Here is a 25,934-nt window from a genome sequence, read left to right on the forward strand (position 1 = left end):
TTGATGTTTACATGTCGATAAATAAAATTTGTATAGCATTTCTTTATAGTGCCATAGTCTTACGTTATTGACAAGCCTACCTCAAATTCTCATTTTTTATTGTATTTTACAAAATTTCAATTCGTATGGTGTTTACAATAAAAAAGAAGAACCTTCACAAGATTCTTCTTTTCAAAATGAATGAGTTCTCACTAGAACCCCCAACCATTCTCTTCAATATAAAATTGATACTCTTCTAACTCTTCTTCACTTAACTTCTTATTATTCTCATATACTTCTTGCCATTCAAAGTAACCTTCACTGAAATAAACAGCGAATTTAATTTTCACGTTTTTCTTCTCTGTATAGTCATAACCAGTAAACTCTACTACGTCATACTCTTTTTCTTTCTTCACGAACTTCCAAGTTGGATTATCAGTCATAACCTCTAAAGTAAATCCTTCATCACTTGAACGAACAACATTTTTAATATTCGGCTCAGTTGGTAAAAGAGAAAGTCCGAACATAGCTCCACCAAACACTATCCCAACTATAACTTGTAAACCAATCATACCAGCAGCACTAGCGCCGCCCTTTGATTGTAAGTAATACGCCTTCTTGTGATCCGGCATATCTTCTTCCTTATGTAAAACTCGAATAGCATGCTTATAATATAAACGGTTTCCTTGCCATCCAGTAAATATCATCACTCCTAATTGAAGAACTAAACTAACTGTTAAATAAATCCCATCTGAAATATCTATAAAAGGAGTTACAACGATACTAGGTACCGCCAATAACGTAAGTATAATAAACAACTTATACATTTTACGATAAGCTAACCAAAAAGTTGGGAAGAAAAATGCTACCCAATTCCACGTATTCCCTTGTGCTGGATTTTCTACTTTTCCCCATTTAAAGTCATAATACGCCGTATTCTTTTGAACAATCTTATGTAACTCTTGTGGAGAAATTGTTTCTTGTAAAACAGTGTCTTTCACGTACATCATCCTTTTCTTATTTCTATATACAGGTATTGTATATGTACAAAAAGAAGGAATCTAACAAAAAGTACATATATTTCATAAAAACGAGCGGAATCGAATATATTCCGACAATTATCCGTTTATTATTTCATTTTACTTTAAAATATATTAAAATACTTATGAATTATACGTTTAATACACTAAGTTAAATGTTTTGTATGTTCACAAAAAAAGATGCCCCAAAATCATTTGGACACATCCTACTCCTATTATATAAATTACTATTATGGTATGGTCTAACCTAAAATCTCGACTTAAAAGACTTCACAAATTAACTTTCTACTATTTAAAACATACTTCCACTTACACAACTAATAAATAATCTATCATTAATTTCCTCAATTGATACAATAAAATCTACTTCAACTATATTTTTAGGCAGTTTCATTATTCTTAAATTCCATCTTTTTTTCATATTCATCTAAGAAAATTGTAGCATCATCATATTTAAAAAACTCGACCCAAGCGTCAAAAAACTGACAAATCGGGTCTATTATGTCTGTTTTTTCTTGAAACAAAATACGCTCATCTATACTAAGTATTATTTCTCCAGTATTTTCTATCGGCAGTTTATGTAGTTCCATTTGAAAATTTTTCATGATTCCTCCACTTCTTGATTATATTGAAATACTATTTTTATTTATTCCACACTACCCTTCACTTTCTCAATAACATCTTCTATACGTTCCGCTATACATTCTATCTCCCAATCACCCTCACCGTGCAAAGCTGTATAAACCGGGCATTTTTCATCATTACTATCTACAAAGATTGGATCACCGAGATACGAATCTATTCCAATTACAATCCATCCCTCTTTCCAATCTCCTTCTTCATTCCCGGTTAAGCTTTGCCCTTCTTCATCAAAGCTATAACCAAGTTGTCCTTCTTCTATTTCTTCACTATTAAACAATTCTATCGTCATAGGTTCAGATTCATACTCTAGCTCAATTTCATTATCCTCAGCACGATCTACATATTCTAAAAGTTGTTTAATTTTATTATGGTTAATCATGATATCTTCTCCATTCTCTCTTAAAATAATCTAGCTTTAGTCATACTATAATATATAAAATAAAGTTCATAAAACTACTATTTCAGGTGATTAAATATGAAGTGCATAGTTTGGACAGAAGATGTTTTTTCACAAAACTTCACTACGTTCCATATTGCATAATGTTTCACATGAAACTATCGACATTCCGGATTACCTTTCTACCATTTGCGACTGGTTTCAAACGTGGGCTTCTTATGAAAATTTAACAAAAATAAATATACATTCCATTACTCCGTTACTAGCCGTCGTTCCAATATTATAAGAAAAAGCGTTTCTGCTTCTTACCTGTTCTTCTTTCTACAAATTAAAACAGTACAAACAAGCTAATCTCTACTTACAGCAATATTTACATTGCTCTGTGCATCTTAATAACGAGGAAAAAGAAAAAGTACTCTTTCATGAAGTTGATATGTATATGAAAAAACTAGTAGAAAGCACAATGTAAATGTACATTGTGCTTTCTACTAGTCCTTTATCAAACTTTTTATATTTCCTCCTACAACTACCAAGTAATATTCATTTCTTCAAATGACGCTTTACTCACTTCTAACCTTTCACTATCACCCGTCCCAATCATTGCTACTTCCTCTTTAGACAACTTAATTTTCTCGTTTGGATTTTGGATTTTTCTCTCATACACGAATTGTAAAAGTTCTATTTGTTCCGCTGTCAGTTCATACTCTTCTTCCAGTCTTTCAATTGCTAATTCCGTATCAAGTAATGGAATTTCTAATAAAAATCCACCGTGCTCTTCCATCTCTTCAAATGGATCAATTGAATACGCACCGCTATCCTCAATCCAAAATGCAGTTGTAATAAAAGGAACTGTTTCGCCTTCTACTTCTTCTAATACGTATTGAAGTGCTTCCTCTTTCGCAATGTCTATTACTTCCAAAGGTGCCCCTTCAAAATAATTTGCCGCATCAATCCACTCTTCAATTCTCTCGCTATTCACATCTTGCAGACATACGATCGCATAATCCGGATGAAACGTAATTGTCCCTCTTCCGCCTTGACTATCTTGCATATTATAGTTAAACCCATCCCATGAACTTTCATGCGAGAAATCAGGAGCATGTGCTACAAAAATTGCATCTGCAATCGACTTTAAGATACAACCTTTCCATAGTTGTTCTTTATTTATATGTAATTTATATTTACTCATCTGCTTTCCTCGCCTACATATTTTTTTATATTATCTTTCGAATTCTCATTCCGTGTAAAGTATTTTTTCATTATATAACAATAGTAAAGGCATCCTTCATACAAAGGATGCTTTTACTATTTTCTCTACCATTTCCCCCTACACTCCTCAATTAAACTAAGCAAATATCTCTTCATCATATCAGCCCTTCTCCAAATAGAAAGTTTCTTCTTCTCCTTTGGATCATACCTCATTCGCTCTACTTCTTTTAATAAAGGCTCCCATTCTTTCGCTGAGCGTTCTAACAAGTATTGCAATCCTCTATCTTTTGAAACAATTGTTTTATGATCTAACGTATATAAAATACGCCCCATCGTAACGACAGCTGATTCTATCCATTCTTCTATGAAAAACAAATAAGGACGCTTCGCTTTTTCACTCCAGTAATGTTCTACGTTATATTTCATTGTATTTACTACATCATCCCACTTTATTTGAAATGGAAGGTCTTCTACTTCTTTCCCGATAACTGTAATGCCTTGATTTTTTAATGTCCACCATGTGACCGCATTAATATCCCAATGACCTATATCAGCCTTACCATCTGCACAATACACGTACTCATTTATTTCATGATTGTATTTCCCTAAGTCAGCAAGCGGAATATACATACCGTCCATTCTTTTACCTAGCGTACTTTCACTCATTTTCTTATGCAGCTCTACAAGTTGTTGTTTTTCAGCTTCATTCACGGAATCATTTAGTACTGCAACAAAATCAACATCGCTCGTTTCTATATGAAATGCACCTAGCGCGATAGAGCCGTAAACATATACCCCGACTATTTTTCCATCTAAAAAAATTTCTTTTAACCCTACTATGTACTGCTCCATTAACTGCTTTACTTCTGCTGGTAAAGCTTGTTTTATTCCATTCTCCACATCTATCCCTCCATTAAAAAAAGCCTTCGCAAATTCGCAAAGGCTTCCTGCTTTATAAATATTTCTCGATTTCCTCGTAAACATCCTTCAAACGAGGATTTCCTTCTCCAACAATCTCTCCATTCACAAGAACGACTGGATAAAATAAATCTTCTTCTACTACGCGCTCTGCGAATGCTTTTTTATCTTCATCTTCTTGTTCTTGTTGAAAATCAATATACTCGAAATTAAATTTATTTTCTTGTCCTTCATATTTACGACCAATCGCCGCTTGTAACCACTCAAACGTTTCTGTTGAAGATGGCATTCCGACGCAGCTCGCACAAATTACTTTCGTCCCATACACTTGCACATTAACCATTTCTTCTCCCCCACTTCTTGTTCTAACAGTATATTCAGATGTCTTAGTACATAAGCACATCATTTTACAAACTTATTCCATACCCCTATACTGAAAAAACACGTTGTACACATGATAAAATATTTCGACAATAAAACAAGAACAGAAAAAATAGATTTTCCCCTCTATCTTGATTATAATAAAACTGATGAAAGGAGTCGATAAAAATGGAAAACCCACATATGCAAGAACAAGTACTAGAAGTACTAGATAAATTACGTCCGTTCTTACTTCGCGATGGCGGAGACGTTGAATTAGTAGACATTGAAGAAGGTATCGTAAAATTACGCCTTATGGGTGCATGCGGAAGCTGCCCAAGTTCTACAATCACACTAAAAGCTGGTATCGAGCGCGCGTTACTTGAAGAAGTACCAGGCGTTATTGAAGTAGAGCAAGTATTTTAATTAAAAGCGGAAACGGCTCGTTCAAAATGTACCTCGGCGGAAGAAGCGAAGCCACCGAACATTTTAGCCGCTGGAGCTAGATATTAATTAAAAGCAGAAGCGGCTCGTTCAGAATCGCTTCCTAGAAAGAGACCCCAATGGGTCTCTTTTTTTATTCAAATAACACTTCTACTTTAACATCATAAAACAAAATTGGAAATCCTTCTCAAAAAATGCGATAATTAATACTATATAGTGAATCGTTCACACATATAAAGTGAAACTATAATCAGTGGGTGTTTACGGGCATCCCGATTCCCACAAATAGCGGGATGAAGTAAAAAACATAGGGGGACGACACATGCCAAAAATGGGGAACACTTTTTTAACAATTCAAGAACTAGAAGAGAAAAAAGAATATTTATTAGGCCTTTCGTCCGTTATACCAACATGGAATACAAGCTATCAATTTTTATTTAAAGAAATCCAGCAAGAATTATTGAGTAAAGTAAATGAAAAAATCGAAAGAAATCAATTCATTTTAAATATATGTGCAGATCAACAAGTAGGAGCATAATGTATTACATACAATTGCGGTATAAAAAAGAGACCTCAATCGGTCTCTTTTTTATACTTTTAAGATAGCCAATCTAATTTTCTAATCCCTAACTTATCAATTGGCAAACGAAGTGATCCATAAAAATTCCTCATAAATTGCTCAGAGCGGTTCACATCATGTAAAATAGCTTCTAAGCGATCTCTATATATACTTTTTTGTTCTTCGTTCCCAGTTTGATAATATCGTTCGACCGTTTCAAAATAGTGGAGCGGGAACAGGAGCCTTGCAAATAATAAGCGCCAACCAAATGAGGATAGCGAATAATTGCGTTCATAATCTGTAACAAATTGAACGATTGTTTGCTCCCAGTCTTTCTTCTTTTCAATCATCATATAGCGAATCAATTCTGCTATATCTCGAGTGGGATGATCATACACCCACTCAAAAGGAAGTTTTAGACGCTTCGTTTGATGCCATAATAAAGGTGTAAATCGCTCCTGGCAAATTGTTGCCGCATCGGTCATTTGTGGCGTATCATCCATCTCTGTATCGACAACATACTGAATTGCATTTTCCGCAACTCCTAAATAATACGGGAAGGATTCGATAAACAATTGATCGAATACGTCTGTAGGGTGGTTCATCACTTGTGATTGCCAAAATTTTTCTAATTGATCGAGCCTTTTTTCCCATAACGCTTTCCATTCACCAATGCGGCTTAATTGCTCAATTTCTTCTGGAAAGAATGCACCTCGTTTATGGAATATAGAAAGCTCACTTCCTAATGACATAGCATGTCGTTCTAACGTGCGCATACCTTTTAATAAGCAGTAATTTTGTTCTTCTATCTCACTTACATAGTAGCCGTGTATAGTCGGAACGAAAGTCGCTACAGTCATATCCCCTTGCTGGTTCATATAGTCACTGAGCTTTTTCATCTCTACAAGTACTTCTTCCTCCATTTCTCCAATTGGAACAAGTACATAAATTTTGTTGCGAATCCAAAAGCTTTTATAGGGGCCAAGGGGGATTAATTCTTTAACATGCATGTGATAATGCTCATAAATATGCTGAATCATCGCAGTCGCCACCTATGGTTTTTCTTTATATATATGAGCTTGTGCTCGCCTTTCATTCCTATGCACATGATAAAGCAACGAAACGTATACAAATACTAAAAAGAAAAAAAGGTGATAAACATGAAAGAATCAAATCAACTACAAGAAAGAGCATTACAACTATTACAAGAACGCGGTGTAACAATTGACGATATTGCTGAACTTGTTCATTTTCTTCAAAAAAAATATCATCCAAATTTAGAGATGTCAGAATGCCGTTATAACGTTGAGCGTGTATTATCAAAACGTGAAGTACAAAACGCACTAATTACTGGTATCGAACTCGATGTCCTTGCTGAAAAAGGAATGTTAAGTGCGCCGTTACAAGATATCGTAAAACGTGATGAAGGCTTATACGGAATTGATGAAGTTATCGCACTTTCTATCGTTAACGTGTACGGCTCTATCGGTTTCACGAACTTTGGATATATCGATAAATTAAAACCTGGTATTTTAGAATACTTAAATGATAAATCAACTGGCAAAGTGCATACATTCCTTGATGATATCGTTGGCGGAATCGCTGCCGCTGCTTCAAGCCGTTTAGCGCACCGAGCTGATCACTCGGAATAATAATAATGCTTTCTAGACCGTCAGTTTTATGCTGACGGTCTTTCATATTCCATGAGCATAAATTCTCTTCCGCGGCTCAAAAAGATAGGTCCTTGCTGAAAACCTATATTTTTATATAGCGTAATTGCTCTTGTATTAAATGTTGCTACACTTAATCGAAACATTTTTGCATTAAACTCTTTCGTGGCAAACGCTATTCCAGCTTTGAAAAATTCTTTCCCCATTCCTTTCCCTGTTAACGCCGGCTTCATACCAAGTCCGATATCAATCAGATTTTCTCCACCATATAAATTAGCATCTCTTCCCCCTGGTACTTGTGCATTTTCCCCAAAACAAAAATAGCCGATGAACTCTCCTTGATCGTCACAACAGCCATAATACGTTCCATCTAATAGCTCTTCTATCACTTCTTTCTCGCCTGAAAAACTATATAAATTATATGGTTCCTCGTACGTCCATGTATTTATCTCATTTGCTTCTTCTACCGTTAACTTATGTATATCCATCCTTCTCTCTCCTTATCAATTGTTCTATATACTCATTCATTCTCCGCACCTTATTTCCCTCTAATTGAAATATGCAGAATTGCATGCACACAAACATTACACAAATGGTACAATTTATTTGAATCGCTGTTGCTACACTTCTTGATTAAAGAAAAGGCGTTAAAACGGAAATTAGCGTCTTATCGAACTCAAGCAATTGACACATTTTGTCATCATAAAAGACACTCGAAAGAGTGTCTTTTTTCTATATTTCATAAGGACTTACTCATTCCCCAAAATAAACGCATAAAATAATGTAACTCTTTACACGCATGAATCCCTTTCTAAAAGTTGTGAAGTACGTTACGGGAGATTCAAAATAAAAAGCACTCTGACTAGAGTGCTTTTCACTTTAAAACAAGGAGGTTACATATATGGATAGTACTCTCGTATTTAACTTCGGTATTGGTATTGTCATCATTTTATTTGTCTTCTTTGTTCTTTGTATGAGCGGGGTATAGCAATCTTTTATGCCGATAATTCCTTTAAAGTATCACTTAATTTGAACTTTCTTAATTGTAATGAAGCAATCATCGCTGCCCCTGCTCCAAGCACCACACTAGCAAAAGCTAATATGCAAACTTGATTATACGGAATAATAATAACCGTTAACTCTAAGCTTGATAACACGATATTGCTAAACAAAATCCCACCAAAAATGCCGATACAACCAGCTATCGCTCCAAGTAAAGTTCCCTCTAATAAAACGATCCGTCTCATTTGCTTCGGAATAGCTCCTACCGCACGAATCATACTAATTTCAGCACGTCTTTCATGTAAACTTGAGACAATCGCATTCATTAACCCTATACCAGAAATAATGAAAACAATTACAACTAACAAGCGAATTAACATCATCATTTGCGATAATAACTGCTCTTGTTCTTTCAATAAATCATAACTGTTTATAACTTCTACATTCTCTTTATTCTTTGTAATTTCTTTTACTTGCTTCTTAATCGCTTCAAATGATTGATTAGAATTAGTCATAATTTGAATTGCTTCATATCCTTGTACGTGAAACTTATCGCGAGCCCATTGTTCATTTACGAAAACATCTGATCCTCTTAACCTTAATCCTTGCTCAATAATCGAAACGACTTTAATCGTTTGTTTTTCTTTTCCCTTTCCTTGTACTTCAAACGTATCATGCAACTGAAGCCCTAATTTTTTAGCCGTTTCCTTCGTAATGACTCCCTCACCATCTTGTAATGGCTTATTTAAATCTTTTCCTTCAATCACCTTCGCTCTCGTTACTTTTTGATACGCGACAATATCATTTCCCACAACTTCCATCAAATCAGGTTCAAAATCATTTTTCCTCGCATGTTCATACCACTCTTGATTCGCTTTTATAAAGTCATAATTCACAAGCTTTGCTGTAAAGTCTGTAGCATTCCCAACACTCGCCTCTACACCGTCAATTTTTCTAACCTTCTCCATCCAACTAAACGGTAATGTTTCTATTCCTTGCGACTCTACCGGAATTCTTACTACTAAGTCCGCTGGTAAATGTTTTTGTAATCCTTTTTTCATACCTTCATACATAGAATTTACATACATCGTTCCAACAAGTGCTAACATAAAACCAAATGCTAATATAGCAACGGACACAGCCGCCTTATTTCGATAACGAATGACATTTCGGCTACTAATCGTCGTTTCAATTCGTAATATCATTTGAAGTGGTTTTGCAATCACTGGTGCTATCATCCGAATAAATAACGGAATCGCAAATAACAAACCGACCGCAAATAACAGCGCACCTATCGCACTTGGATTAAAACCGATATACCGCTCTAATACGTTACCCGTTAGTCCAATAACAGTACCAATAATTAAAATGCTACCACTAAAAGCACTCCACCTTTTTTCTTTTTTCTCATTACTAGGCAGACCTGGCCTAAGCGCTTGAACTGGTGGAATCTTTCTAACCATGAAGGCTGGTATAATAGCCCCTATAATAGACATAACAATTCCTAGTAAAAACGTAATGAGTAAAATCTCGCCTGAAATCGAGAATGATTCTTTCCCTGCCCCCTCAATATTCACCCATTTATTAATAAATGATGCAGCGATTGTTTGCGTACCTGCTCCAAGAATAACTCCTGCTAGCGATCCGATTGCCCCAATACATAAAGCCTCTAATAAGACGACTAATATAATTTGATTTGGATTACTACCGAGTGCACGTAATAATGCCCATTGCTTAAATCGACTTCTGACAGATAAGAAGAAACTTCCCATTATTAAAAGAGCTACAACAAATAAGGCAATACCACCTAAACTAAAAATTAATGGCTTCATTACATTTAGTCGTTCAAATGCCTTATCTACATAAGTACGTTGGTCCACCTTTATATTTTCTATCTTCTTATTTACATCAAGAGCAATCGCTCTCTTCACATTTACATCGGCTGTTTTCACTTGAACGAGATTGAACTGATTTAGTAGATTTAATTCTTTTTGAAGCCAATGGATGGGAAAATAAGCCCCATGCCCCATTGCCGCCATTAACGGTGGATTTAAAATACCGACGACTTTCACAGTCTTTTCTCCATGCTGTGGGAATGGCAGTTTAATTGTATCTCCCACCCGTATATTTTCACGGTCTGTATACCCTTTTGTTAGTGCTACTTCAGCCCCTTCTTTCGGATATCGACCTTCAAATATTTTATAAGAATGTATTTCTGGAGAATCTTGCTCAACACCCCAATAGGACGGTTTCCCCGATAACTCTTTATAGTGTGGGAAAGGATATGGTATAAGTACTTTTGATATTTTTTCAGCATTTTCTAAGCCATCTATTCCTTTTAAACTTTCATTATTTAAATACATATCATTTTTTATATAGCCAAATTGTAAATTATAATCTCCATACCGACTTACTACTTGTTCCTTCACACTTTGCTCTACTGATTGATTGCCTAGCAATAACATCGTCGCTAACATAACACCTAAAGCTGCACCGAGGGCAATCAACATATTTCGCAACCAATTTTGTTTCATCGATTTTACCGCATACTTAATTACCCATCGCATCACCTTTACCTCCTACTTTAAAGTGACGATTCATAATCTCTTGAATGTGGATAACTTGTTGCGGGATATTTCGAAATTTCCATCCTTTACTTTCAGCATGCTCATGAATCACCTCACCATCTAATAAGAAAACGACTTTATCAGCATGGGCCGCTACGAACGGATCGTGCGTTACAATGACAGCTGTTTGCCCTAATTCATCACATGCATTGCGAAGTGCCGCAATAATATTTTTGCTGTTTTCTGAATCTAACGCCCCTGTTGGCTCATCAGCTAATATAATAGCTGGCTCATTTGCAAAGGCTCTTGCTATCGCAACCCTTTGCTGTTGCCCACCTGATAACTGTGCTGGTAAATGCTTTTCTTTTCCTTTCAATCCAACGAGCTCTAATAAACGATTTGCTGTCACCGTTGCCTTCTTTTGTGAAACATTATCTAATAATAAAGGCAACCCTACATTTTCCTCCGCATTAAACACTGGAATTAAATTAAACTGTTGAAAAATAAAACCGATTTTATGCCTTCTAAATAAAGCGAGCTCTTTTTCTTTTAATGTTGAAATCTCCGTACCATCAACTCGAATACTACCTACTGATGGAATATCTAATCCACCTAACAGCTGAAGTAAGGTCGTTTTCCCCGATCCACTTGCCCCCATAATACAAACAAAATCTCCTTTTTGAATTTGAAGATTAATATCTTTTAAGATCTTTACTTTACTATCTCCAATATCAAACGATTTTTCTAACCCTTCAATTTCAATAATATTCATCCCGATATCCCCTTCTCTCTCTATTTACCAATCTATATATTCTATTCAAAAATGCAAAATCCCTACTTTTTTGTATTTTTTTGTCACATACTAACATTTATATTAACCGGCATTAAGTGCCCGATTAGTGTAAGCAAATAATCAGTGCGGGATGGATAGCCCCCACCGATTAAAATTTCACTCTATTTCTCACGTCAGAAAAGTTGACTCTCGCAACGAAAGTAACCATAATAGTTACACGAATATATAAAAACTATTCAAATATCCACAAGTAGGAGGAAGAACAATGAAACATGTAATCGTTTATGCACACCCGAATACAGAAAGCTTTAACCATGCAATTTTAGAAACTGTAAAAAGTGAATTAGAAGGAAAAGGTCATGAAGTACGCGTTCGTGATTTATATGAATTAAACTTCAATCCAGTATTAGGTGCTTCCGATTTCATCTCATTTTCCCAAGGAAACACACCAGAAGATATTAAAGAAGAACAAAAGCATATCACTTGGGCTGATAGTATTACATTCATTTACCCAGTTTGGTGGGCAGGTCTTCCTGCTATTTTAAAAGGATACGTTGACCGTGTATTTAGCCACGGCTTCGCTTATGCTTACGGTGAGAATGGTATTGAAAAATTATTAAGCAGTAAAAAAGGATTGTTATTATCTACGATGGGAAATTCGGAAGAAGTATACACAGCAGGCGGTATGTTTGATGCAATGAAAAAAACAGCAGATGTTGGTATTTTTGAATTTACAGGCATTGAAACACTTGAGCATACATTCTATACAAGTGTTCCTTCTGTGGATGACAGTGTGCGTAAACAATATCTTGAAGAGGTTAAAGATGTTGTGAATCGTGCATTTTAATAAAAAAACTCCGGCTTTAACAACCGGAGTTTTTCATTTCATCATTAATTTCGGAATATACCTTTGAAGAATGCTTTCTAATTCATTCATATCTTCCTGTCTAATAAGTAAATTCACATTGTCATTCATTTTTTCTCGCCCTCGATATAAAAATATATTTTCTTTTGGATTTTCCCATGTTGATGTTTTATAGCCTTTCAATTCTTCGTATGAATAAAAGTTTAATCCGTCTACTACACCTTTTTCATATATTTTTACACTTTTAATAAGATGGGTCGCTATTAAAGTCATAAAACAACTTGCTACAGCATAACTACCTGACTGAATGAGAAACTGTTCAAGTGTGCCAATATCACCACTTACGTATTGAGCATATATATACATACATTGTCCGATAAAGTACGCTGGTCCAAGTAAGGCAATCCAACGTCGTTTCACCCGAGGATATGCTGCAATAAGCTTTCCCGCGCTTTTTTTCATTTCATTTATTTTATATATCTTCCATAGAATAAAAAACAAAACACATAATGTAAAAACAAACATAATACATGACATCCAGTACATTCTTATTCTCTCCCCCTTACATCATTACATTTAAATTTTACATTTTATATACTTATAGTACATATGCAATTATGCATAAAAAAACAGGTAACCTCTTCCGGTTACCTGCATTTCATTACATCTTCTCAATCCACTCCGTCAAGTTATGCACAACTTGCGTCGGTTGAACTTCGTATTCTGTTAACTTCTCCACAGTTGTGACTCCAGTGTGGACAAGAAGGGTATGCATACCAGCATTTACTCCCGCTAAAATGTCCGTATCGTAGTTATCCCCAACCATTAATGCCTCATCTTTTCCTATGCCAAGCACTTTTAACGCTTGTTCCATAATGATTGATTCTGGTTTTCCGATAAAGATTGGCTCCACACCTGTTGATACTGTAACAACTGATGTTAATGAACCGTTACCTGGTAATAATCCACGCTCAGTTGGAATAGCAATATCTCCATTTGTAGAAATAAACGTTGCACCATTACGTACAGCAAGACATGCTTTTGCTAATTTTTCATATGTGATGTCACGATCTAAACCAACAACAACGAAATCAGGGTTTTCATCCACAAGTTCAAATCCTTTTTCCACAAGAGCATCATGTAAGCCTTCTTCACCAATCATGTATACAGTTGCATCTTGTTTACGTTCATAAATGAAATTCGCTGTCGCCATACTCGTTGTGAATACTTGCTCTGCTTTCGCTGGAATATCGAAACGAACAAGTTTTTCTGCAACTTGTTCTGGTTTACGAGTTGAGTTATTCGTAACGAATAAATACGGAATGCCACGCTCTCCTAATGCTTTCACGAAGTCGCTTGCTTCTTCAATTTGTTCTTCACCACGATACATCGTACCGTCTAAGTCAATTAGATAACCTTTATACATCTATTATGTCTCTCCTTCTATGCTAGAGTTCTCATCTATCATACCACTCTTATATTACCCCCTTTTCCAAAAGAAAAAAACGCTTTACCTTAAAGCGCCCCAGAACGTTCATTTTTTCTCTTTTACTTGGTAAGAACAACTACAATCACCCTCGCACATGTTTGCTAGCGTATTTACATCTGCATTCGCAAATAAACGCTTATACATCTCTTTTTCATCTGCACATACTTGCGGGAATCTCTCTGCAATTTCCTTTAACGGACAGTTTTGCTTTTCAATTACGAAAGAGTTCTCTCCATCTCTCTTTATTTGAACCATATAACCATTTTTCTCTTGCATTGCTGCTACCTCTTGCACTTTATATGCTAAGTTCTTTTGATTACTGATTCTCTTTTGCAATTTTTCTTCCATTCGCTTCGTTCTTTCTTTCAAAACGTAACGAAGTATTTTTTCATCGCCCATTCGAGCTAAATCTTCTAGCATATCAATCGCAAATTGCTTATATTCTTTCGGGAATGTATCTTCTCCCTTTTCACTTAACCCGTACAAATAAGTTGGTCTTCCGACATGTTGCCTGACCATCTTAGAATAAATGAACCCATCTTTCTCAAGATTACTTAAATGTCTTCGGATCGCCATTTCTGTAATCTCTAAAACGTCAGCTAATTCTGCTACCGTATGCTCTCCCTTTACTTTCAACAATTGGACAATCTCGTCTTTCGTAGTGCGTGCTTCCCCCATGCTTTACCCTTCTCCCTTTTCCCTTTTCTTTCTCACATACAATATAAGATCCCCAAAAGGTATTCCCGGGGATCTCATAAGCATAATTATTCTGGTACAAATGCAGATACAGGCCCTAATTCCTTCTCTAAATAACTGCGAATATTTGCTGGGTAGTTCTCTACCACTGCAATATGTTTTTGAATCGTCTTATATAATTCATCATGATTCATTTGAATATAATCTTGCGTAAGCATTTTTCGAAGAAGGATAACTTCTTTCATTCCTTGTCCTTCTTCTGCACTTATCACTCGCTCATCCATTAAAATATCGATAATATCTTCATAGCTTCCTGGATCGCGCATAATAAATCCATCAATCATCGCATTCCCTACATCTAATACAGTATCAATCATAAGATGGGCTATGCGCTCTAATGCATAAAATTCAAACTCGGTTTCATATATCTTCTTCTCTTGAAATGTATTTGTTGCTCGTTCTAAACATACTAGCATTTGTTCTATTTTTTTTCTGTCTACGAAGTACATTCATGTCACCTACCTGGAAATTAAAGCATTTACATTTTAATTGTAACGCTTTCTTCTGAAAAAATCGACAATTTTTCGAATTCACCTTTTCTCCGTTATTTGTTATAGTTATATTTGTATGATTTTTGAAATTGGAGGAATGAAATCTTGGAACGTGAACTCGCACTAGAAATTGTCCGTGTAACAGAAGCAGCAGCATTAGCATCCGCACAGTGGATGGGCCGCGGAAAGAAAAATGAAGCAGATGATGCAGCAACTACAGCTATGCGTGATATGTTCGATTCAGTAAACATGGCAGGTACAGTTGTAATTGGTGAAGGAGAACTTGATGAAGCACCGATGTTATATATTGGTGAAGAACTAGGAACAGGTAACGGTCCAGAAGTAGATATAGCCGTTGATCCATTAGAAGGTACAAACATCGTTGCAAAAGGTCTTGCAAATGCAATGGCAGTTATCGCAATCGCAGATAAAGGAAACCTTCTTCACGCTCCTGATATGTACATGGAAAAAATCGCGGTTGGTCCAAAAGCAGCTGGTAAAATTAGCTTAGATGATCCAATTGAAAAAACAATTGAAATTGTAGCAGAAGCTAACAATAAAAAGATTCGTGATCTAACAGTTATCATTCAAGAACGTGAACGTCATCAAGATATTATTGACCTTGTTCGTGCAAAAGGGGCTCGCGTGAAATTATTTGGTGATGGCGATGTTGGTGCATCAATCGCAACAGCACTACCTGGAACAGGTATCGACTTATTCGTAGGTGTTGGCGGAGCTCCAGAAGGCGTTATTTCTGCAGCAGCATTAAAATGCCTTGAAGGTGAAATGCAAGCTCGCTTAGTTCCAATGAACGAAGAAGAAGAAGCTCGTTGTCGTGAAATGGGATTAGAAGATCCTCGTCAACTTCTTATGTTAGATGACTTAGTATCTGGTGATGATGCAATCTTCTCAGCAACAGGTGTTTCTGCTGGTGAGTTATTAGACGGCGTGAAATTCCTAGGCGGAGATTTAGCTGAAACATATTCTATCGTTATGCGTTACAAAACAAGAACAGTACGTTTCATTAAAACGCATCACCATTTAGATCATAAACCACACTTAAACTTAGATATTTAATAAAGGAGCCATGTGTATGGAAGAACGTTTCTTTCTGTACGACGATACTGTCGCTACAAAAACTCGTTTCGTTAGCTTTATGGGAGAAAATGAGCGTCATGATTTAGCGCTTTTATACTCCGATCGTCATTACGGTAAAACAATTGTCCTTGATATGCAGAGCAATAAATTTGCAATCATCGGTCCTGACGATTTAAACGAACCAGGCTACTTAGAGCACGCATTTTCTATGACTGAAGAAATTGCAGAAGAATTACGCTCATTTTTATTTGAACTTATATAACTTATCTCAAACACCAGCTATTTTAGCTGGTGTTTTTTCACTGTAATTATTTTGAATTTTCAATCTCTCGTGGTATACTTATGTACAAATCTATTTGGATAGAAAGGACGTTATCTACGTATGCCAACATTTACTTTGTAATGGACCAGCAATTGGATAGCATTACTCTCAAAAAAGCACCGTGCTTTTTCAAGGGAGTAGTCTGCCCATTCCCATTACAAAGGAACGTAACGCATCTGTAGTATGATGTTTACGGAGGTTCCTCTTTGGGGAACCTCCTTTTATTTTTGTCTACTTCTCATGTCTTCATACTACAAGACATCCAAATAGCTGTATTACGTTCCTTTACCACTACTATAAGAGGTGAAGGAAAATGCAGAAAGTACAACTTTCTTGGAGTTTATATGAAAATCAGCAAAACACAATCGAAAAATATTGTAAAAATTGCGGACGTAATACCCTATTTACTGATACGAATATTCGCAGGCATAACGCCAATGGAAAAAACATATACCGCTTTGCCATTTATAAATGCCCGAACGATCATACGTGGAATCAAAAACTGCGCATTTATAAATCATTTACTGATCATGTGGAAACAATCGATATGATTCAGCAAGACCAAACAGAAACGACTACTACCATTTCTATGACACAACATAAAGAAAGTGGCATAGTTGAAATCACGATTGTATTAGACATCGTTTTTGGCTCCCACCGAATTGATAAAGTGTTATCCACATATATTTCAGATTGGAGCCGTACTACCATTGTGGATAAAATTAAAAGTGGGGATATTCAATTGAACGGACAACAAATGAAACCAAATAAACAACTCTCTGAAGGCGATTATATTTCAATTTGTTTATAAGGAGGTGCCTCATGCTAAACGTGAGAAAAGGTACGATGGATTTATTAGAAGGATTAGATAGAATGTATACAGAATGTAAAAAAGCGCTCTTACAAAATCAAATTTACCAATGGGATGATTCTTATCCAGCTCGAGAACATATTTCCTATCACTTAGAACAAGATGAACTCTATTGCTTGTTTGAGGATGATTCACTCGTTGGTGCTGTCGTGTTAAACGAGTGGCAGTCTCCCGAATATAAACGAATTGATTGGTCAGAAACAGACGGACGCTTTCTTATCGTCCACTCTTTCGTTATCCATCCTCTCTCGCAAGGAAAAGGATATAGTAAAGTACTTTTATCTTTTTGGGAAAGTGAAGCAAGACGGAAAGGTTACAATGGCATACGCCTAGATTGCTTTACTCGCAATCCGGTTTCATTAAGTCTATATGAAAAAAACGATTATATTTGCCGAGGTGCTGTTTATTTTGAAAGTAAACAGCCTCCTCACAACTGGTATAATTGCTATGAAAAAATCCTCTTACAATCGTAAGAGGATTTTTTTATTTCTTCACTTTTCGTAATACGAAGTGTGCACAACCGAAGTTACAGTACTCGTATAAATACTCTGATAAAGTACTAATTTTCGTATCATATGTCGCACGTTGGTTACTATCATCAAAGAATCCGCGCAATCTAAGTTGCTCATATCCCCAGTCTCCAACGATATAATCATATTTATTTAAAATTTCTGCATAGCGCTCTTTAAATGCTTCTTCACTAAAACCGTCACGAAAGTTTTTAATTACTTCGTACTGAACATTATTAATGCTCACCGTAGCATGAATTTCTTGCTTTTGCTCCATCATTAACTTCCTCTCTAAGCATTCTTCTTTTTATCGTATCACAAAGCATAACAACCAACAATTTCAAATACAAAAAATTGCAAATTAGTACATGCTATGGAGAAGGAGGTGATACATCGTGAAAAAACAAATTTTACTTTCCCTTCTCACTCTTTCCCTATTTGCAGGCTGCCAATCAACGAATAAAGCCGAAATGGAACGTGAGGAAGGAAGCCGTGTTCTTGTTTCCAACAAAAACGACATGTATCATACGGAAAATACAAATACACGATTAACGAGAGTCGGTTATTCATCTAAACAAAAGCATGAAGTATCTAACAAACAAGTAGGGGCCATTAACCGTGAGAAAGTTGCTGAAATGATTACAAGCATGACAGTCAAACTTCCTGACGTTACAAACGCTGCTACGCTCGTTACCGATGATGAAGTATTTGTTGTATACCGTGCAAACACAACGGATCCGAAACTCGTAGCGGATCAAGTATATAAAGCTGCTTTGTCCATCGTTCCTCGCTATTATAAAGCATATGTATCGACAGACCAAAAGTTGATTTCTCAAATTCAAGGACTGCAATCTGGTGCATTAAATGATACAGAATATACGCAAAGCCTCGATATGTTAAAACGGGAAATGAGTAAAAATCCTCATTTGAACAATACAGAGGATCAGACTTTAAATGATATGATTAAAAAGTAAAACAGGTGGAGAAAACCTCCACCTGTTTTACTTTTTATTTTTTATTACGATCCGCATAAACCTCCATCGCATCACACATAAACTGTGCTAACCCTTCGCCAAACTTATCAATATTTTTCGTGAAGCGCTCATCAGCGACGTACATTTGACCGAGTCCCTTGAAGGCTTCTAATGAATATTCACCAAAGTTTTGCAAGTAATCATACCATACTTTAATAGCTTCTTGTGCCTCTTTAGAATCAGGTGCACCATGTCTAAGCGCCGCTAAATTTCTGTAAATAGTATTAAACTCTTCCTGATTCTCTTTTGACATACCTTTTGCATATTCGTTCGCTTTATCTACAGCTGTATCTCCCCATCTTTCACGCGCTTCTTCTTCATATGGGTTATGGCTAAAATCAAATCCTTCAAATTTCTCTTTGTTCGTCATTTCAATCTCTCCTTTTGTATGCTGAATTGTTTTATCAATCGTCGCAATCACCTTATCTAACCTCGCACGTTTTTCAAGAAGCATTTTCTTATGAAGCTGTAATGCTTCTTCGCGATCAAATGACGGACTCATGATAACTTCTTTAATTTTCTTCAAAGGGAAGCCTAGCTCTTTAAAAAATAAAATTTGCTGCAGTGTCTCTAAATTTTCGTCAGAATACAGACGATATCCAGATTCTGTCGTCTCGTCTGGGGTTAACAACCCAATTTCATCGTAATGATGCAGTGTGCGCACACTAATTCCAACTAAATCAGCTACTTCTTTTACTCTCATTGTCATTTGTATCTCCCCCTTAATACATACGATAAAGTATGACGCAACGTTAGAGTCAATAAGTAAATTCATTTTATCCCTCTATTTGCGAGCAGTAATACCCTCACCTCAAAATTCGGGGAATAGACAACACTCCCATTGATTAAAGTTTCAATTTATCTCTAAAAGTTTCATCTCTCCCATATTTCATGCATAATAGATATGTACATATATTAGAAAGCGGTGAAAGTATGGTTTCAAATACTGTAATTGCCAGCATCATTATGCAACTCGTTGTTTCGGTTCTGGTCCCAATTATTGTACTCGTTTATTTCCGTAAAAAATATAATATTAATTGGAAAGTGGTCGGAGTTGGTGTTCTTATCTTTATCGGATTTACCCAAATTCTCGAAACACCATTTCATCTATTTATGCGCGGTAATCCAGCAATCGCTCCATTTTTAGAAAATCCATTTGTCTTCGCACTTTATGGCGGGCTAACTGCTGGTATTTTTGAAGAATTAGGACGCTTCGTTGCCTTCTTCTTCCTACTAAAAAAATATCTAGAATATAAAGATGGCTTTGCTTACGGAATTGGTCACGGCGGGATAGAATCTATTTTAGTTGGCGGATTCTCTGCATTGCAAACTCTTATATTCGCAAATGCTATTAACGATGGTAGCTTCGCTCAAATGGCAGAAAAACTACCTCAATTAAATCTTGTAAAGGACATGTTAATCGAGCAGCCTGCCTATTTTTACTTCCTTGGTAGCGTAGAAAGAATTATGGCACTCGTATTGCAAATTGCCTTTACAATGCTTGTTTTATACGCAGTAAAACAAAAGAAGTACATCTTCCTTGTATATGCTATATTATTCCACGCATTTGTAGACTTTTTCGCAGCACTTTACCAAACAAAAACGATCAACATCTTTGTTGCAGAAGGGATTACTCTTCTACTAACAATTTGTGCTCTCGTTGTGATTCGCAAAATGAAAGTGAAATTAATGAGTGTGCCGGAGTAAAAAATAACCCACCAGTTGGTGGGTTATTTTTTACTCCGCACTAACGGGCAGTAGGACTCTCACCTCAAAGTTCGGCAAATGCAGAGAAGTTAGGCGGGAGATCAACTACCCGATTGGTTCAACTAATAATCAGTGGACAAATCCCCCACTGATTAAAGTTTCACTTTATAAGGATTATCACAATGATGATAACTTTTGCCCTCTTGCAGCTCCCTCTTTGTTTCTGCATCTATAACGATATACTTATGAAACTCTTCTACTTCATTTTGAGTAAAAGAAGCAAAGAAGTACACTTGGCGATCAGGGTGAACAAAAAAATCTTGAAGCACCACTCTACTTCGACAACCGACAGCTGTTTTTTGTAGGAAAGAAAATTCTTCATCAGGCACTTCTTTAAATGAGATTTTTTTACGAACACTATATGCTACATTTTTGTATTCTTTATAAATTTTCTTATCTAACTGTTTATAAAACACATCCTCACTCACAAATGGCTTATTTCGATTACTTGGATAATCTAACTTTTGATTGGATTCTGCATATGTTGTGGATAATTGCATAAGAAAACAAATAATGAATACAATGCACATCATTTTTTCATAGTGACACCTCAATTTTTTTTATCCACATTACTTTTCCACATACTTAAATCGCTAGTCCGTTTCCAAGAAAAAGGAATTTTTTCCACATTTGTCGAAGTATATAGCGTCAACTTGAAAGATGGGGATGAATTATGAATAAAATTATTGTAATACGACATTGTTCCGCAACTGGACAAAAACGTGATGCCGAATTAACGACTGCCGGAAAAAATCAAGCTAATATCCTTGCTACATTCCTTTTAGAAAATCAGATACAAATAGATCATATTATTTCGAGCCCATTTGTCCGAGCTATCGATTCTATTCGGCCCTATGCGCGCTCCAAGCTAACCTATCTATCGAAGAGGATGAACGATTAGCTGAACGTATATTAAGCAACGTTCCGATGGATGATTGGATGCCAAAACTAGAATCTACTTTTACAAACATAGATATTGCCTTTTCAGGCGGAGAGTCAACAAAACAAGCGACGGACCGTGCTATATCGCTTATCCAAGACGTTTTAAAATTAAACCATACTACAACACTACTCGTTACACATGGAAACTTACTTACACTCATTTTAAAGCACTTTGATCATACGATCGGCTTTAATGAATGGAGAACTTTAACGAATCCTGATGTTTACGAAATTACAATTGGTGAACAAAGTATCATAAAGCGATTATGGGAAGCATCGTCCAAGTAGTATCCCTTTCCAAAACACTCAGTTGACGCCACGAGAAGAGACTGTATTAACAATAGAGAGGGGTATCATTCCATATGTATGAAGATGTACTTTCTTTACTACATAAAACAAATATTTCTTATGAAAAGTTTGAACACGAGCCAGTGCTTGATTATGAGACAGATCGTATCGTGCGTGAAAGACTCGGTTTGCAAGGTACTCCAAGTAAAAGCTTATTTTTAAAATCAAAATCCGGAGATTATTTCGTATTTTTTACGTTAGAGGGTACTCGGCTCGACCGAGGAGAAATGAAAGAAATAACAGGAGAAAGCTTATCACTTTGCTCTCCACATGAGTTACGAGAAAAAACTGGTTGCACCCCTGGCTGTGTAGCTCCTTTCGGTTATTCACAAGATGTAACGATTATTGTGGATAGTTCCATTTATACGTACGATAAAATTTTGATTACACCTGGTGTACCCGAATTTACAATTGAATTATCCACAGAGGAATTAAAAAAAATTGTATTCACATGCCCAAATACTGTTTTAGAGTACAAACAAAAAGAGAGCTAATGGTTAGCTCTCTTTTTTCATTATTTGGCTTCTGCTGTTTTTTCTTTTGCAGAACGTACTTGCTCGTCCGCATGATAAGAAGAACGTACAAGTGGGCCAGCTTCACAGTGGCTAAATCCTTTGCTAAGTGCAATTTCTTTAAGCTCTGCAAATTCTGCTGGTGGGTAATATTTAAGAACTGGTAAATGCTTCTTAGATGGTTGTAGGTATTGCCCAAGAGTTAAAATATCCACATTGTTTGCACGTAAGTCATCCATTGCTTCAATTAAATCTTCTCTCGTTTCACCTAAGCCCACCATAATGCTCGATTTAGTTGGAATATCAGGCTGCATTTCTTTCGCTCGACGTAAAAACTCTAATGAACGATCATATTTTGCTCTAGCGCGAACTCGGTCAGATAATCGACGTACTGTTTCAATGTTATGGTTTAAAATATCTGGTTTTGCATCCATTAACATTTTTAAGTTTTCTTCTACTCCACCCATATCAGATGGTAATACTTCGATAGACGTGAATGGGTTTTTACGACGTACTGCTCGTACTGTTTCAGCAAAAACAGCTGCTCCCCCGTCCTTTAAATCATCACGTGCAACCGCTGTTATAACGACGTGCTTTAAGCCCATTTGTACTACTGAATCTGCTACGCGTTCTGGTTCTTGTAAATCAAGCTCAGTTGGTAAGCCTGTTTTAACCGCACAAAAACGACAAGCACGTGTACAAACCGCACCTAAAATCATAAATGTTGCTGTTTTTCTTACAGCCCAGCATTCATGAATATTCGGACATTTTGCCTCTTCACAAACGGTATGAAGATTTTTAGAACGCATCATTTTCTTTAAGCCTGTATAGTTTTCATTCGTGTTTAACTTAATTTTCAACCATTCGGGCTTGCGCTTATATTCTGTTTGTTTTGTCATGGTTATCAACTCCGCACAATATGAAATAGTTTACCGTGTTCGCTTCTTTCAATGTAACATATCTATTCTAACGTATGAAAGCGATTTGCTCAAATGAAGATTCTAAGATTTTTTCCAATCGTTCCCTATAATGAAATACTCCGTATATCCCACACTAAAAAGAGTGATGTTGTGAAAGGAGTCTATTTCATGCTTCGAAAAATTTCTCTTTTGCTTTCAATTTGCTTTCTTCTCCACCAAAACATCGCTTACGGTGAAGATAATCAGCAAAGCATATACGAAAAGCGCATGGCACTATATAAAGAAACCGAGCAGTCTTCAGGCATTCCGTGGTATTACTTAGCTGCAATGGATCAATATGAAAGAAATATACGGAGCGTAAGAAAAGATATTCCGAAAAAACCAGATGCCATCATTTCCCTTTATTTCAAACCAGAAATATGGGCTGGACCTATTAATAGTAACGATACTCTCCCCCATACAATTTCTCTATTTGGCGGAATAGGTTTAGATGGTGACAAAGATGGATTTGCAAATGCAAGTAGCGACCGTGATCTTCTGCATACCGCAGCGACTATTTTAAGGAAACAAGGAACGTCAGAAGACCGTATTAAAATTATGCTCTGGGAATATTATAGACGTGCAAAAACAGTTGATTTAATTAGTGAATACGCCCGAATTTATAAACATTATGGCCGTATTAATTTAGAGGGAAATGCTTTTCCTCTCCCAATTCGCAGTGACCATAGCTACCGTAGTACTTTCGGCGCTGGAAGAAGTTTTGGAGGAAGAAGAGTTCATGAAGGAACCGATATTTTTGCAGGATATGGTGTACCAGTAAGATCGACTTGCTATGGCATTATTGAGACAAAAGGATGGAACCGTCTTGGTGGATGGCGTATCGGCATTCGCGATCTGCATAATAATTACCATTATTACGCACATTTAGGCGGGTTCTCAAAAGAAATACAGCTTGGACAAATTGTTGAGCCAGGAAAAGTAATCGGATTTGTTGGTAGCACCGGTTATGGACCTCCTGGTACAGCCGGAAAATTTCCGCCCCACTTACATTTTGGCATGTATAAAGACAATGGCTATACAGAATGGGCCTTCGATCCATACATGCATTTAAGCTTGTGGGAACGCAAAGAACGAGCAAATACAAAACGATAACCGTAGCAGATTGCTACGGTTATTTTTTATCCCGCTATTTGCCCGGCAGTAAGATCCCTACCTCAAAATTCAGCGAAAGCAAAGGCGTTCGGTCGGTTGGGGATCAACTGCCCGTAAAAGCCCCCCACTGATTAAAGTTTCACTTTATATTCGCTAACTATCCGTTTTCTTTTTATCCGGTACAACAACGCCACCGCTTCCATAATAAGTAGGCACTTCTCCTTGAACAATGCGCGTTGCAATCGGAACATCTTGTTTCACTTTTATTTCTTTCGTATGAAATGGAATAATCACTTGCAACGTTACTTCCATCTCCATAACAATTTGAATCGCTGTATTATTAATCCCATGCGGCTCAATTTTTTGTTTAATATCCGTGTTTACATGACCGATTGTCGTGAAATCAATCGGAATATCTGGCCCCAGATGTCCGAGAAGCACATTATCCGTTACACGACCAAAAGGAACTGCCATAGTCGCCCCGTTTTTTTCAGAAATACCTAGCTCCTTCAAATTCCCTTGTTCTACTTGCTGTAAATATTTTTCTATGTATGTGGTCGTTGATGTTACGATTTCATTTACTTGCTTTGTATTTAAATTAATTGTAGATACTCTTCCGTTCCGATCCGTTTGTACTTTCATTAATGAATCGACGTCGAATCCTTCATTAATTCTGTCCTTTACCGCCTTCGTCATGACTGCTGTCGCCATTTTATGCGTCTCTACTTCCCCATATTTCATTAACGTTGGCTGAATGCTGTTATTCACAATCCATAATCCTTGCATTAGTAATATCACAAAAAGAATAAACGACATAAGCAGTATGTACCGAAAGGAAATAGGTCCCCTTCGAAACCGCGAATTTTTCGAACGAAATATGCTCATAAAAAAACCTCCTTCTTATATCATTTCTATGCAAGAAGGAGGGACGATATATGCTTATCTCATTTTTAATAACGCTTCTTTTCCAATCGTTCCTACTGGAATACCTAACGCTTCCGCTCCAGTCGTTACGGATTCTAACGGTGCTTCAAGAAGTTGTTCAATGGTTCTTACACCAACCGCACGGCCAGCAATAATTCCCCGATCACCTAACTTCTCATTTAAAAGACCTACATCTAATGCACCACACATAATATATCCTTTATCGCTCATTACAGCTAGCAAATTTGTCTTTGGAAGTTTTACACTAACCGCAATAAACGTATAATTATCGATTATAATTGGCTCCACATTAACCATAGTTCACACTCCTCTCTTTCTTATCTGTATGACAAG

At 36.4% G+C, this 25,934-nt stretch carries 31 protein-coding genes and 3 pseudogenes; 14 read left to right on the forward strand and 20 right to left on the reverse strand.

The features are described from left to right. Positions 1-191 precede the first annotated feature (191 nt). From MHB70_RS23275 to MHB70_RS23285, 3 genes and pseudogenes are all read right to left on the reverse strand, one after another. A complete protein-coding gene (locus MHB70_RS23275; RefSeq protein ID WP_033657288.1) occupies positions 192-986 on the reverse strand; it encodes a DUF2628 domain-containing protein in 795 nt (264 codons plus the stop codon). Positions 987-1,408: 422 nt separating this feature from the next. After that, a pseudogene (locus MHB70_RS23280) lies at positions 1,409-1,624 on the reverse strand (hypothetical protein); the annotation flags it as partial. Positions 1,625-1,665: 41 nt separating this feature from the next. Continuing rightward, positions 1,666-2,040: a hypothetical protein gene (locus tag MHB70_RS23285; RefSeq protein WP_000607087.1), complete on the reverse strand. Its 375-nt coding sequence runs from the start codon at positions 2,038-2,040 to the stop codon at positions 1,666-1,668. Between the two features lie 151 nt (positions 2,041-2,191). Between MHB70_RS23285 and MHB70_RS23290 the strand changes: the two are divergent. Beyond that, positions 2,192-2,527 (forward strand): annotated as a pseudogene (locus MHB70_RS23290) (DUF4304 domain-containing protein); the annotation flags it as partial. Positions 2,528-2,584: 57 nt separating this feature from the next. Here the strand turns inward: MHB70_RS23290 and MHB70_RS23295 are convergent. The 3 genes from MHB70_RS23295 to MHB70_RS23305 all read right to left on the reverse strand — a co-directional run bounded on the left by MHB70_RS23295 (position 2,585) and on the right by MHB70_RS23305 (position 4,528). Next, positions 2,585-3,247, reverse strand: coding sequence for a hypothetical protein (locus MHB70_RS23295; RefSeq protein ID WP_061530575.1), 663 nt, complete (start codon positions 3,245-3,247; stop codon positions 2,585-2,587). Between the two features lie 125 nt (positions 3,248-3,372). Next, complete coding sequence (locus tag MHB70_RS23300) at positions 3,373-4,167, reverse strand: nucleotidyltransferase domain-containing protein (protein WP_061530596.1); 795 nt, start codon at positions 4,165-4,167, stop codon at positions 3,373-3,375. A 52-nt stretch (positions 4,168-4,219) separates the two neighbouring features. Beyond that, positions 4,220-4,528, reverse strand: a complete 309-nt coding sequence (locus MHB70_RS23305) for a YuzD family protein (RefSeq protein ID WP_000248598.1) — start codon at positions 4,526-4,528, stop codon at positions 4,220-4,222. A gap of 206 nt (positions 4,529-4,734) precedes the next feature. Here MHB70_RS23305 and MHB70_RS23310 point away from each other — a divergent pair, with 206 nt between their 5' ends. Together MHB70_RS23310 and MHB70_RS23315 are read left to right on the forward strand one after the other, a co-directional pair. After that, a complete protein-coding gene (locus MHB70_RS23310) occupies positions 4,735-4,971 on the forward strand; it encodes a NifU family protein (protein WP_000431159.1) in 237 nt (78 codons plus the stop codon). A 340-nt stretch (positions 4,972-5,311) separates the two neighbouring features. After that, positions 5,312-5,527, forward strand: coding sequence for a hypothetical protein (locus tag MHB70_RS23315; RefSeq protein WP_001125484.1), 216 nt, complete (start codon positions 5,312-5,314; stop codon positions 5,525-5,527). A gap of 59 nt (positions 5,528-5,586) precedes the next feature. On the opposite strand, the gene yutH is transcribed toward MHB70_RS23315, so the two are convergent. Further along, positions 5,587-6,588: a spore coat putative kinase YutH gene (gene yutH / locus MHB70_RS23320; RefSeq protein WP_000614220.1), complete on the reverse strand. Its 1,002-nt coding sequence runs from the start codon at positions 6,586-6,588 to the stop codon at positions 5,587-5,589. Between the two features lie 120 nt (positions 6,589-6,708). On the opposite strand from yutH, the gene MHB70_RS23325 reads away from it, so the two are divergent. Further along, positions 6,709-7,200 carry a phosphatidylglycerophosphatase A family protein gene (locus tag MHB70_RS23325; RefSeq protein ID WP_000665097.1) on the forward strand — a complete coding sequence of 164 codons (492 nt, stop codon included), beginning with the start codon at positions 6,709-6,711 and terminating at the stop codon, positions 7,198-7,200. A gap of 26 nt (positions 7,201-7,226) precedes the next feature. On the opposite strand, the gene MHB70_RS23330 is transcribed toward MHB70_RS23325, so the two are convergent. The 3 genes from MHB70_RS23330 to MHB70_RS23340 form a co-directional block, all read right to left on the reverse strand. Continuing rightward, positions 7,227-7,706, reverse strand: coding sequence for a GNAT family N-acetyltransferase (locus MHB70_RS23330; RefSeq protein ID WP_000351182.1), 480 nt, complete (start codon positions 7,704-7,706; stop codon positions 7,227-7,229). Between the two features lie 507 nt (positions 7,707-8,213). Continuing rightward, complete coding sequence (locus MHB70_RS23335) at positions 8,214-10,787, reverse strand: FtsX-like permease family protein (protein WP_061530576.1); 2,574 nt, start codon at positions 10,785-10,787, stop codon at positions 8,214-8,216. Further along, a complete protein-coding gene (locus MHB70_RS23340; protein ID WP_001021168.1) occupies positions 10,771-11,559 on the reverse strand; it encodes an ABC transporter ATP-binding protein in 789 nt (262 codons plus the stop codon). The genes MHB70_RS23335 and MHB70_RS23340 overlap by 17 nt, the downstream gene beginning before the upstream one ends. Positions 11,560-11,845: 286 nt before the next feature. Here MHB70_RS23340 and MHB70_RS23345 point away from each other — a divergent pair, with 286 nt between their 5' ends. After that, entirely contained in the window at positions 11,846-12,427 is a 582-nt protein-coding gene (locus MHB70_RS23345; RefSeq protein ID WP_000683445.1) for an NAD(P)H-dependent oxidoreductase, read from the forward strand. A gap of 33 nt (positions 12,428-12,460) precedes the next feature. Here the strand turns inward: MHB70_RS23345 and MHB70_RS23350 are convergent, their stop codons facing one another. From MHB70_RS23350 to MHB70_RS23365, 4 genes are all read right to left on the reverse strand, one after another. Continuing rightward, positions 12,461-12,991, reverse strand: a complete 531-nt coding sequence (locus MHB70_RS23350) for a hypothetical protein (protein ID WP_000289891.1) — start codon at positions 12,989-12,991, stop codon at positions 12,461-12,463. A gap of 115 nt (positions 12,992-13,106) precedes the next feature. Next, positions 13,107-13,871 carry a TIGR01457 family HAD-type hydrolase gene (locus MHB70_RS23355; RefSeq protein ID WP_000276473.1) on the reverse strand — a complete coding sequence of 255 codons (765 nt, stop codon included), beginning with the start codon at positions 13,869-13,871 and terminating at the stop codon, positions 13,107-13,109. A 108-nt stretch (positions 13,872-13,979) separates the two neighbouring features. Further along, positions 13,980-14,612, reverse strand: coding sequence for a helix-turn-helix transcriptional regulator (locus tag MHB70_RS23360; RefSeq protein WP_000503334.1), 633 nt, complete (start codon positions 14,610-14,612; stop codon positions 13,980-13,982). 86 nt (positions 14,613-14,698) lie between these two features. Next, positions 14,699-15,139 (reverse strand): DUF86 domain-containing protein, encoded by a 441-nt coding sequence (locus MHB70_RS23365; protein ID WP_000273998.1) that lies wholly within the window; start codon positions 15,137-15,139, stop codon positions 14,699-14,701. Positions 15,140-15,286: 147 nt separating this feature from the next. Here MHB70_RS23365 and glpX point away from each other — a divergent pair, with 147 nt between their 5' ends. From glpX to MHB70_RS23385, 4 genes are all read left to right on the forward strand, one after another. Beyond that, entirely contained in the window at positions 15,287-16,258 is a 972-nt protein-coding gene (gene glpX / locus MHB70_RS23370; protein ID WP_061530577.1) for a class II fructose-bisphosphatase, read from the forward strand. Between the two features lie 16 nt (positions 16,259-16,274). Continuing rightward, entirely contained in the window at positions 16,275-16,541 is a 267-nt protein-coding gene (locus MHB70_RS23375; protein WP_000392613.1) for a DUF3055 domain-containing protein, read from the forward strand. Between the two features lie 373 nt (positions 16,542-16,914). Further along, a complete protein-coding gene (locus tag MHB70_RS23380) occupies positions 16,915-17,412 on the forward strand; it encodes a hypothetical protein (RefSeq protein WP_001174592.1) in 498 nt (165 codons plus the stop codon). A gap of 11 nt (positions 17,413-17,423) precedes the next feature. Then, positions 17,424-17,945, forward strand: a complete 522-nt coding sequence (locus MHB70_RS23385) for a GNAT family N-acetyltransferase (RefSeq protein ID WP_000935789.1) — start codon at positions 17,424-17,426, stop codon at positions 17,943-17,945. 10 nt (positions 17,946-17,955) lie between these two features. Here the strand turns inward: MHB70_RS23385 and MHB70_RS23390 are convergent, their stop codons facing one another. After that, complete coding sequence (locus MHB70_RS23390; RefSeq protein ID WP_000435941.1) at positions 17,956-18,258, reverse strand: YutD family protein; 303 nt, start codon at positions 18,256-18,258, stop codon at positions 17,956-17,958. A 118-nt stretch (positions 18,259-18,376) separates the two neighbouring features. On the opposite strand from MHB70_RS23390, the gene MHB70_RS23395 reads away from it, so the two are divergent. Beyond that, entirely contained in the window at positions 18,377-18,955 is a 579-nt protein-coding gene (locus MHB70_RS23395; RefSeq protein WP_000744137.1) for a YhcN/YlaJ family sporulation lipoprotein, read from the forward strand. 34 nt (positions 18,956-18,989) lie between these two features. Here the strand turns inward: MHB70_RS23395 and MHB70_RS23400 are convergent, their stop codons facing one another. After that, entirely contained in the window at positions 18,990-19,724 is a 735-nt protein-coding gene (locus tag MHB70_RS23400; protein WP_061530578.1) for a MerR family transcriptional regulator, read from the reverse strand. Positions 19,725-19,906: 182 nt separating this feature from the next. On the opposite strand from MHB70_RS23400, the gene MHB70_RS23405 reads away from it, so the two are divergent. Continuing rightward, positions 19,907-20,722, forward strand: coding sequence for a YhfC family intramembrane metalloprotease (locus MHB70_RS23405; protein ID WP_002039875.1), 816 nt, complete (start codon positions 19,907-19,909; stop codon positions 20,720-20,722). Positions 20,723-20,874: 152 nt separating this feature from the next. Here MHB70_RS23405 and MHB70_RS23410 read toward each other — a convergent pair whose 3' ends face one another. Further along, positions 20,875-21,315, reverse strand: coding sequence for a hypothetical protein (locus MHB70_RS23410; protein WP_002104427.1), 441 nt, complete (start codon positions 21,313-21,315; stop codon positions 20,875-20,877). Between the two features lie 140 nt (positions 21,316-21,455). Between MHB70_RS23410 and MHB70_RS23415 the strand changes: the two are divergent. After that, positions 21,456-22,012 (forward strand): annotated as a pseudogene (locus MHB70_RS23415) (histidine phosphatase family protein). A gap of 74 nt (positions 22,013-22,086) precedes the next feature. Continuing rightward, positions 22,087-22,566: a YbaK/EbsC family protein gene (locus tag MHB70_RS23420; protein WP_000272757.1), complete on the forward strand. Its 480-nt coding sequence runs from the start codon at positions 22,087-22,089 to the stop codon at positions 22,564-22,566. Positions 22,567-22,586: 20 nt separating this feature from the next. Here MHB70_RS23420 and lipA read toward each other — a convergent pair whose 3' ends face one another. Next, the gene (gene lipA / locus MHB70_RS23425) at positions 22,587-23,483 is read right to left on the reverse strand and encodes a lipoyl synthase (protein WP_000166369.1); all 897 of its coding nucleotides are present in this window, start codon (positions 23,481-23,483) and stop codon (positions 22,587-22,589) included. 189 nt (positions 23,484-23,672) lie between these two features. Here lipA and MHB70_RS23430 point away from each other — a divergent pair, with 189 nt between their 5' ends. Next, entirely contained in the window at positions 23,673-24,656 is a 984-nt protein-coding gene (locus MHB70_RS23430; protein ID WP_000944667.1) for a M23 family metallopeptidase, read from the forward strand. A gap of 153 nt (positions 24,657-24,809) precedes the next feature. Here MHB70_RS23430 and yunB read toward each other — a convergent pair whose 3' ends face one another. Both yunB and MHB70_RS23440 read right to left on the reverse strand, forming a co-directional pair. Beyond that, positions 24,810-25,541, reverse strand: coding sequence for a sporulation protein YunB (yunB, locus tag MHB70_RS23435; RefSeq protein ID WP_002093086.1), 732 nt, complete (start codon positions 25,539-25,541; stop codon positions 24,810-24,812). A 54-nt stretch (positions 25,542-25,595) separates the two neighbouring features. Further along, positions 25,596-25,898 carry a YunC family protein gene (locus tag MHB70_RS23440; protein WP_000248467.1) on the reverse strand — a complete coding sequence of 101 codons (303 nt, stop codon included), beginning with the start codon at positions 25,896-25,898 and terminating at the stop codon, positions 25,596-25,598. Between the last annotated feature and the right edge of the window lie 36 nt (positions 25,899-25,934).

Source organism: Bacillus sp. FSL M7-1020, assembly GCF_038050415.1.
Lineage (GTDB): Bacteria > Bacillota > Bacilli > Bacillales > Bacillaceae_G > Bacillus_A > Bacillus_A toyonensis.

Coding starts and splice junctions, on each gene's coding strand:
- MHB70_RS23275 (WP_033657288.1), bottom strand. CDS start 986: ATGTACGTGAAAGACACTGTTTTACAAGAAACAATTTCTCCACAAGAG.
- MHB70_RS23285 (WP_000607087.1), bottom strand. CDS start 2,040: ATGATTAACCATAATAAAATTAAACAACTTTTAGAATATGTAGATCGT.
- MHB70_RS23295 (WP_061530575.1), bottom strand. CDS start 3,247: ATGAGTAAATATAAATTACATATAAATAAAGAACAACTATGGAAAGGT.
- MHB70_RS23305 (WP_000248598.1), bottom strand. CDS start 4,528: ATGGTTAATGTGCAAGTGTATGGGACGAAAGTAATTTGTGCGAGCTGC.
- MHB70_RS23310 (WP_000431159.1), top strand. CDS start 4,735: ATGGAAAACCCACATATGCAAGAACAAGTACTAGAAGTACTAGATAAA.
- MHB70_RS23315 (WP_001125484.1), top strand. CDS start 5,312: ATGCCAAAAATGGGGAACACTTTTTTAACAATTCAAGAACTAGAAGAG.
- yutH (WP_000614220.1), bottom strand. CDS start 6,588: ATGATTCAGCATATTTATGAGCATTATCACATGCATGTTAAAGAATTA.
- MHB70_RS23325 (WP_000665097.1), top strand. CDS start 6,709: ATGAAAGAATCAAATCAACTACAAGAAAGAGCATTACAACTATTACAA.
- MHB70_RS23330 (WP_000351182.1), bottom strand. CDS start 7,706: ATGGATATACATAAGTTAACGGTAGAAGAAGCAAATGAGATAAATACA.
- MHB70_RS23335 (WP_061530576.1), bottom strand. CDS start 10,787: ATGCGATGGGTAATTAAGTATGCGGTAAAATCGATGAAACAAAATTGG.
- MHB70_RS23340 (WP_001021168.1), bottom strand. CDS start 11,559: ATGAATATTATTGAAATTGAAGGGTTAGAAAAATCGTTTGATATTGGA.
- MHB70_RS23345 (WP_000683445.1), top strand. CDS start 11,846: ATGAAACATGTAATCGTTTATGCACACCCGAATACAGAAAGCTTTAAC.
- MHB70_RS23350 (WP_000289891.1), bottom strand. CDS start 12,991: ATGTACTGGATGTCATGTATTATGTTTGTTTTTACATTATGTGTTTTG.
- MHB70_RS23355 (WP_000276473.1), bottom strand. CDS start 13,871: ATGTATAAAGGTTATCTAATTGACTTAGACGGTACGATGTATCGTGGT.
- MHB70_RS23360 (WP_000503334.1), bottom strand. CDS start 14,612: ATGGGGGAAGCACGCACTACGAAAGACGAGATTGTCCAATTGTTGAAA.
- MHB70_RS23365 (WP_000273998.1), bottom strand. CDS start 15,139: ATGTACTTCGTAGACAGAAAAAAAATAGAACAAATGCTAGTATGTTTA.
- MHB70_RS23375 (WP_000392613.1), top strand. CDS start 16,275: ATGGAAGAACGTTTCTTTCTGTACGACGATACTGTCGCTACAAAAACT.
- MHB70_RS23380 (WP_001174592.1), top strand. CDS start 16,915: ATGCAGAAAGTACAACTTTCTTGGAGTTTATATGAAAATCAGCAAAAC.
- MHB70_RS23385 (WP_000935789.1), top strand. CDS start 17,424: ATGCTAAACGTGAGAAAAGGTACGATGGATTTATTAGAAGGATTAGAT.
- MHB70_RS23390 (WP_000435941.1), bottom strand. CDS start 18,258: ATGGAGCAAAAGCAAGAAATTCATGCTACGGTGAGCATTAATAATGTT.
- MHB70_RS23400 (WP_061530578.1), bottom strand. CDS start 19,724: ATGACAATGAGAGTAAAAGAAGTAGCTGATTTAGTTGGAATTAGTGTG.
- MHB70_RS23405 (WP_002039875.1), top strand. CDS start 19,907: ATGCATAATAGATATGTACATATATTAGAAAGCGGTGAAAGTATGGTT.
- MHB70_RS23410 (WP_002104427.1), bottom strand. CDS start 21,315: ATGATGTGCATTGTATTCATTATTTGTTTTCTTATGCAATTATCCACA.
- MHB70_RS23420 (WP_000272757.1), top strand. CDS start 22,087: ATGTATGAAGATGTACTTTCTTTACTACATAAAACAAATATTTCTTAT.
- lipA (WP_000166369.1), bottom strand. CDS start 23,483: ATGACAAAACAAACAGAATATAAGCGCAAGCCCGAATGGTTGAAAATT.
- MHB70_RS23430 (WP_000944667.1), top strand. CDS start 23,673: ATGCTTCGAAAAATTTCTCTTTTGCTTTCAATTTGCTTTCTTCTCCAC.
- yunB (WP_002093086.1), bottom strand. CDS start 25,541: ATGAGCATATTTCGTTCGAAAAATTCGCGGTTTCGAAGGGGACCTATT.
- MHB70_RS23440 (WP_000248467.1), bottom strand. CDS start 25,898: ATGGTTAATGTGGAGCCAATTATAATCGATAATTATACGTTTATTGCG.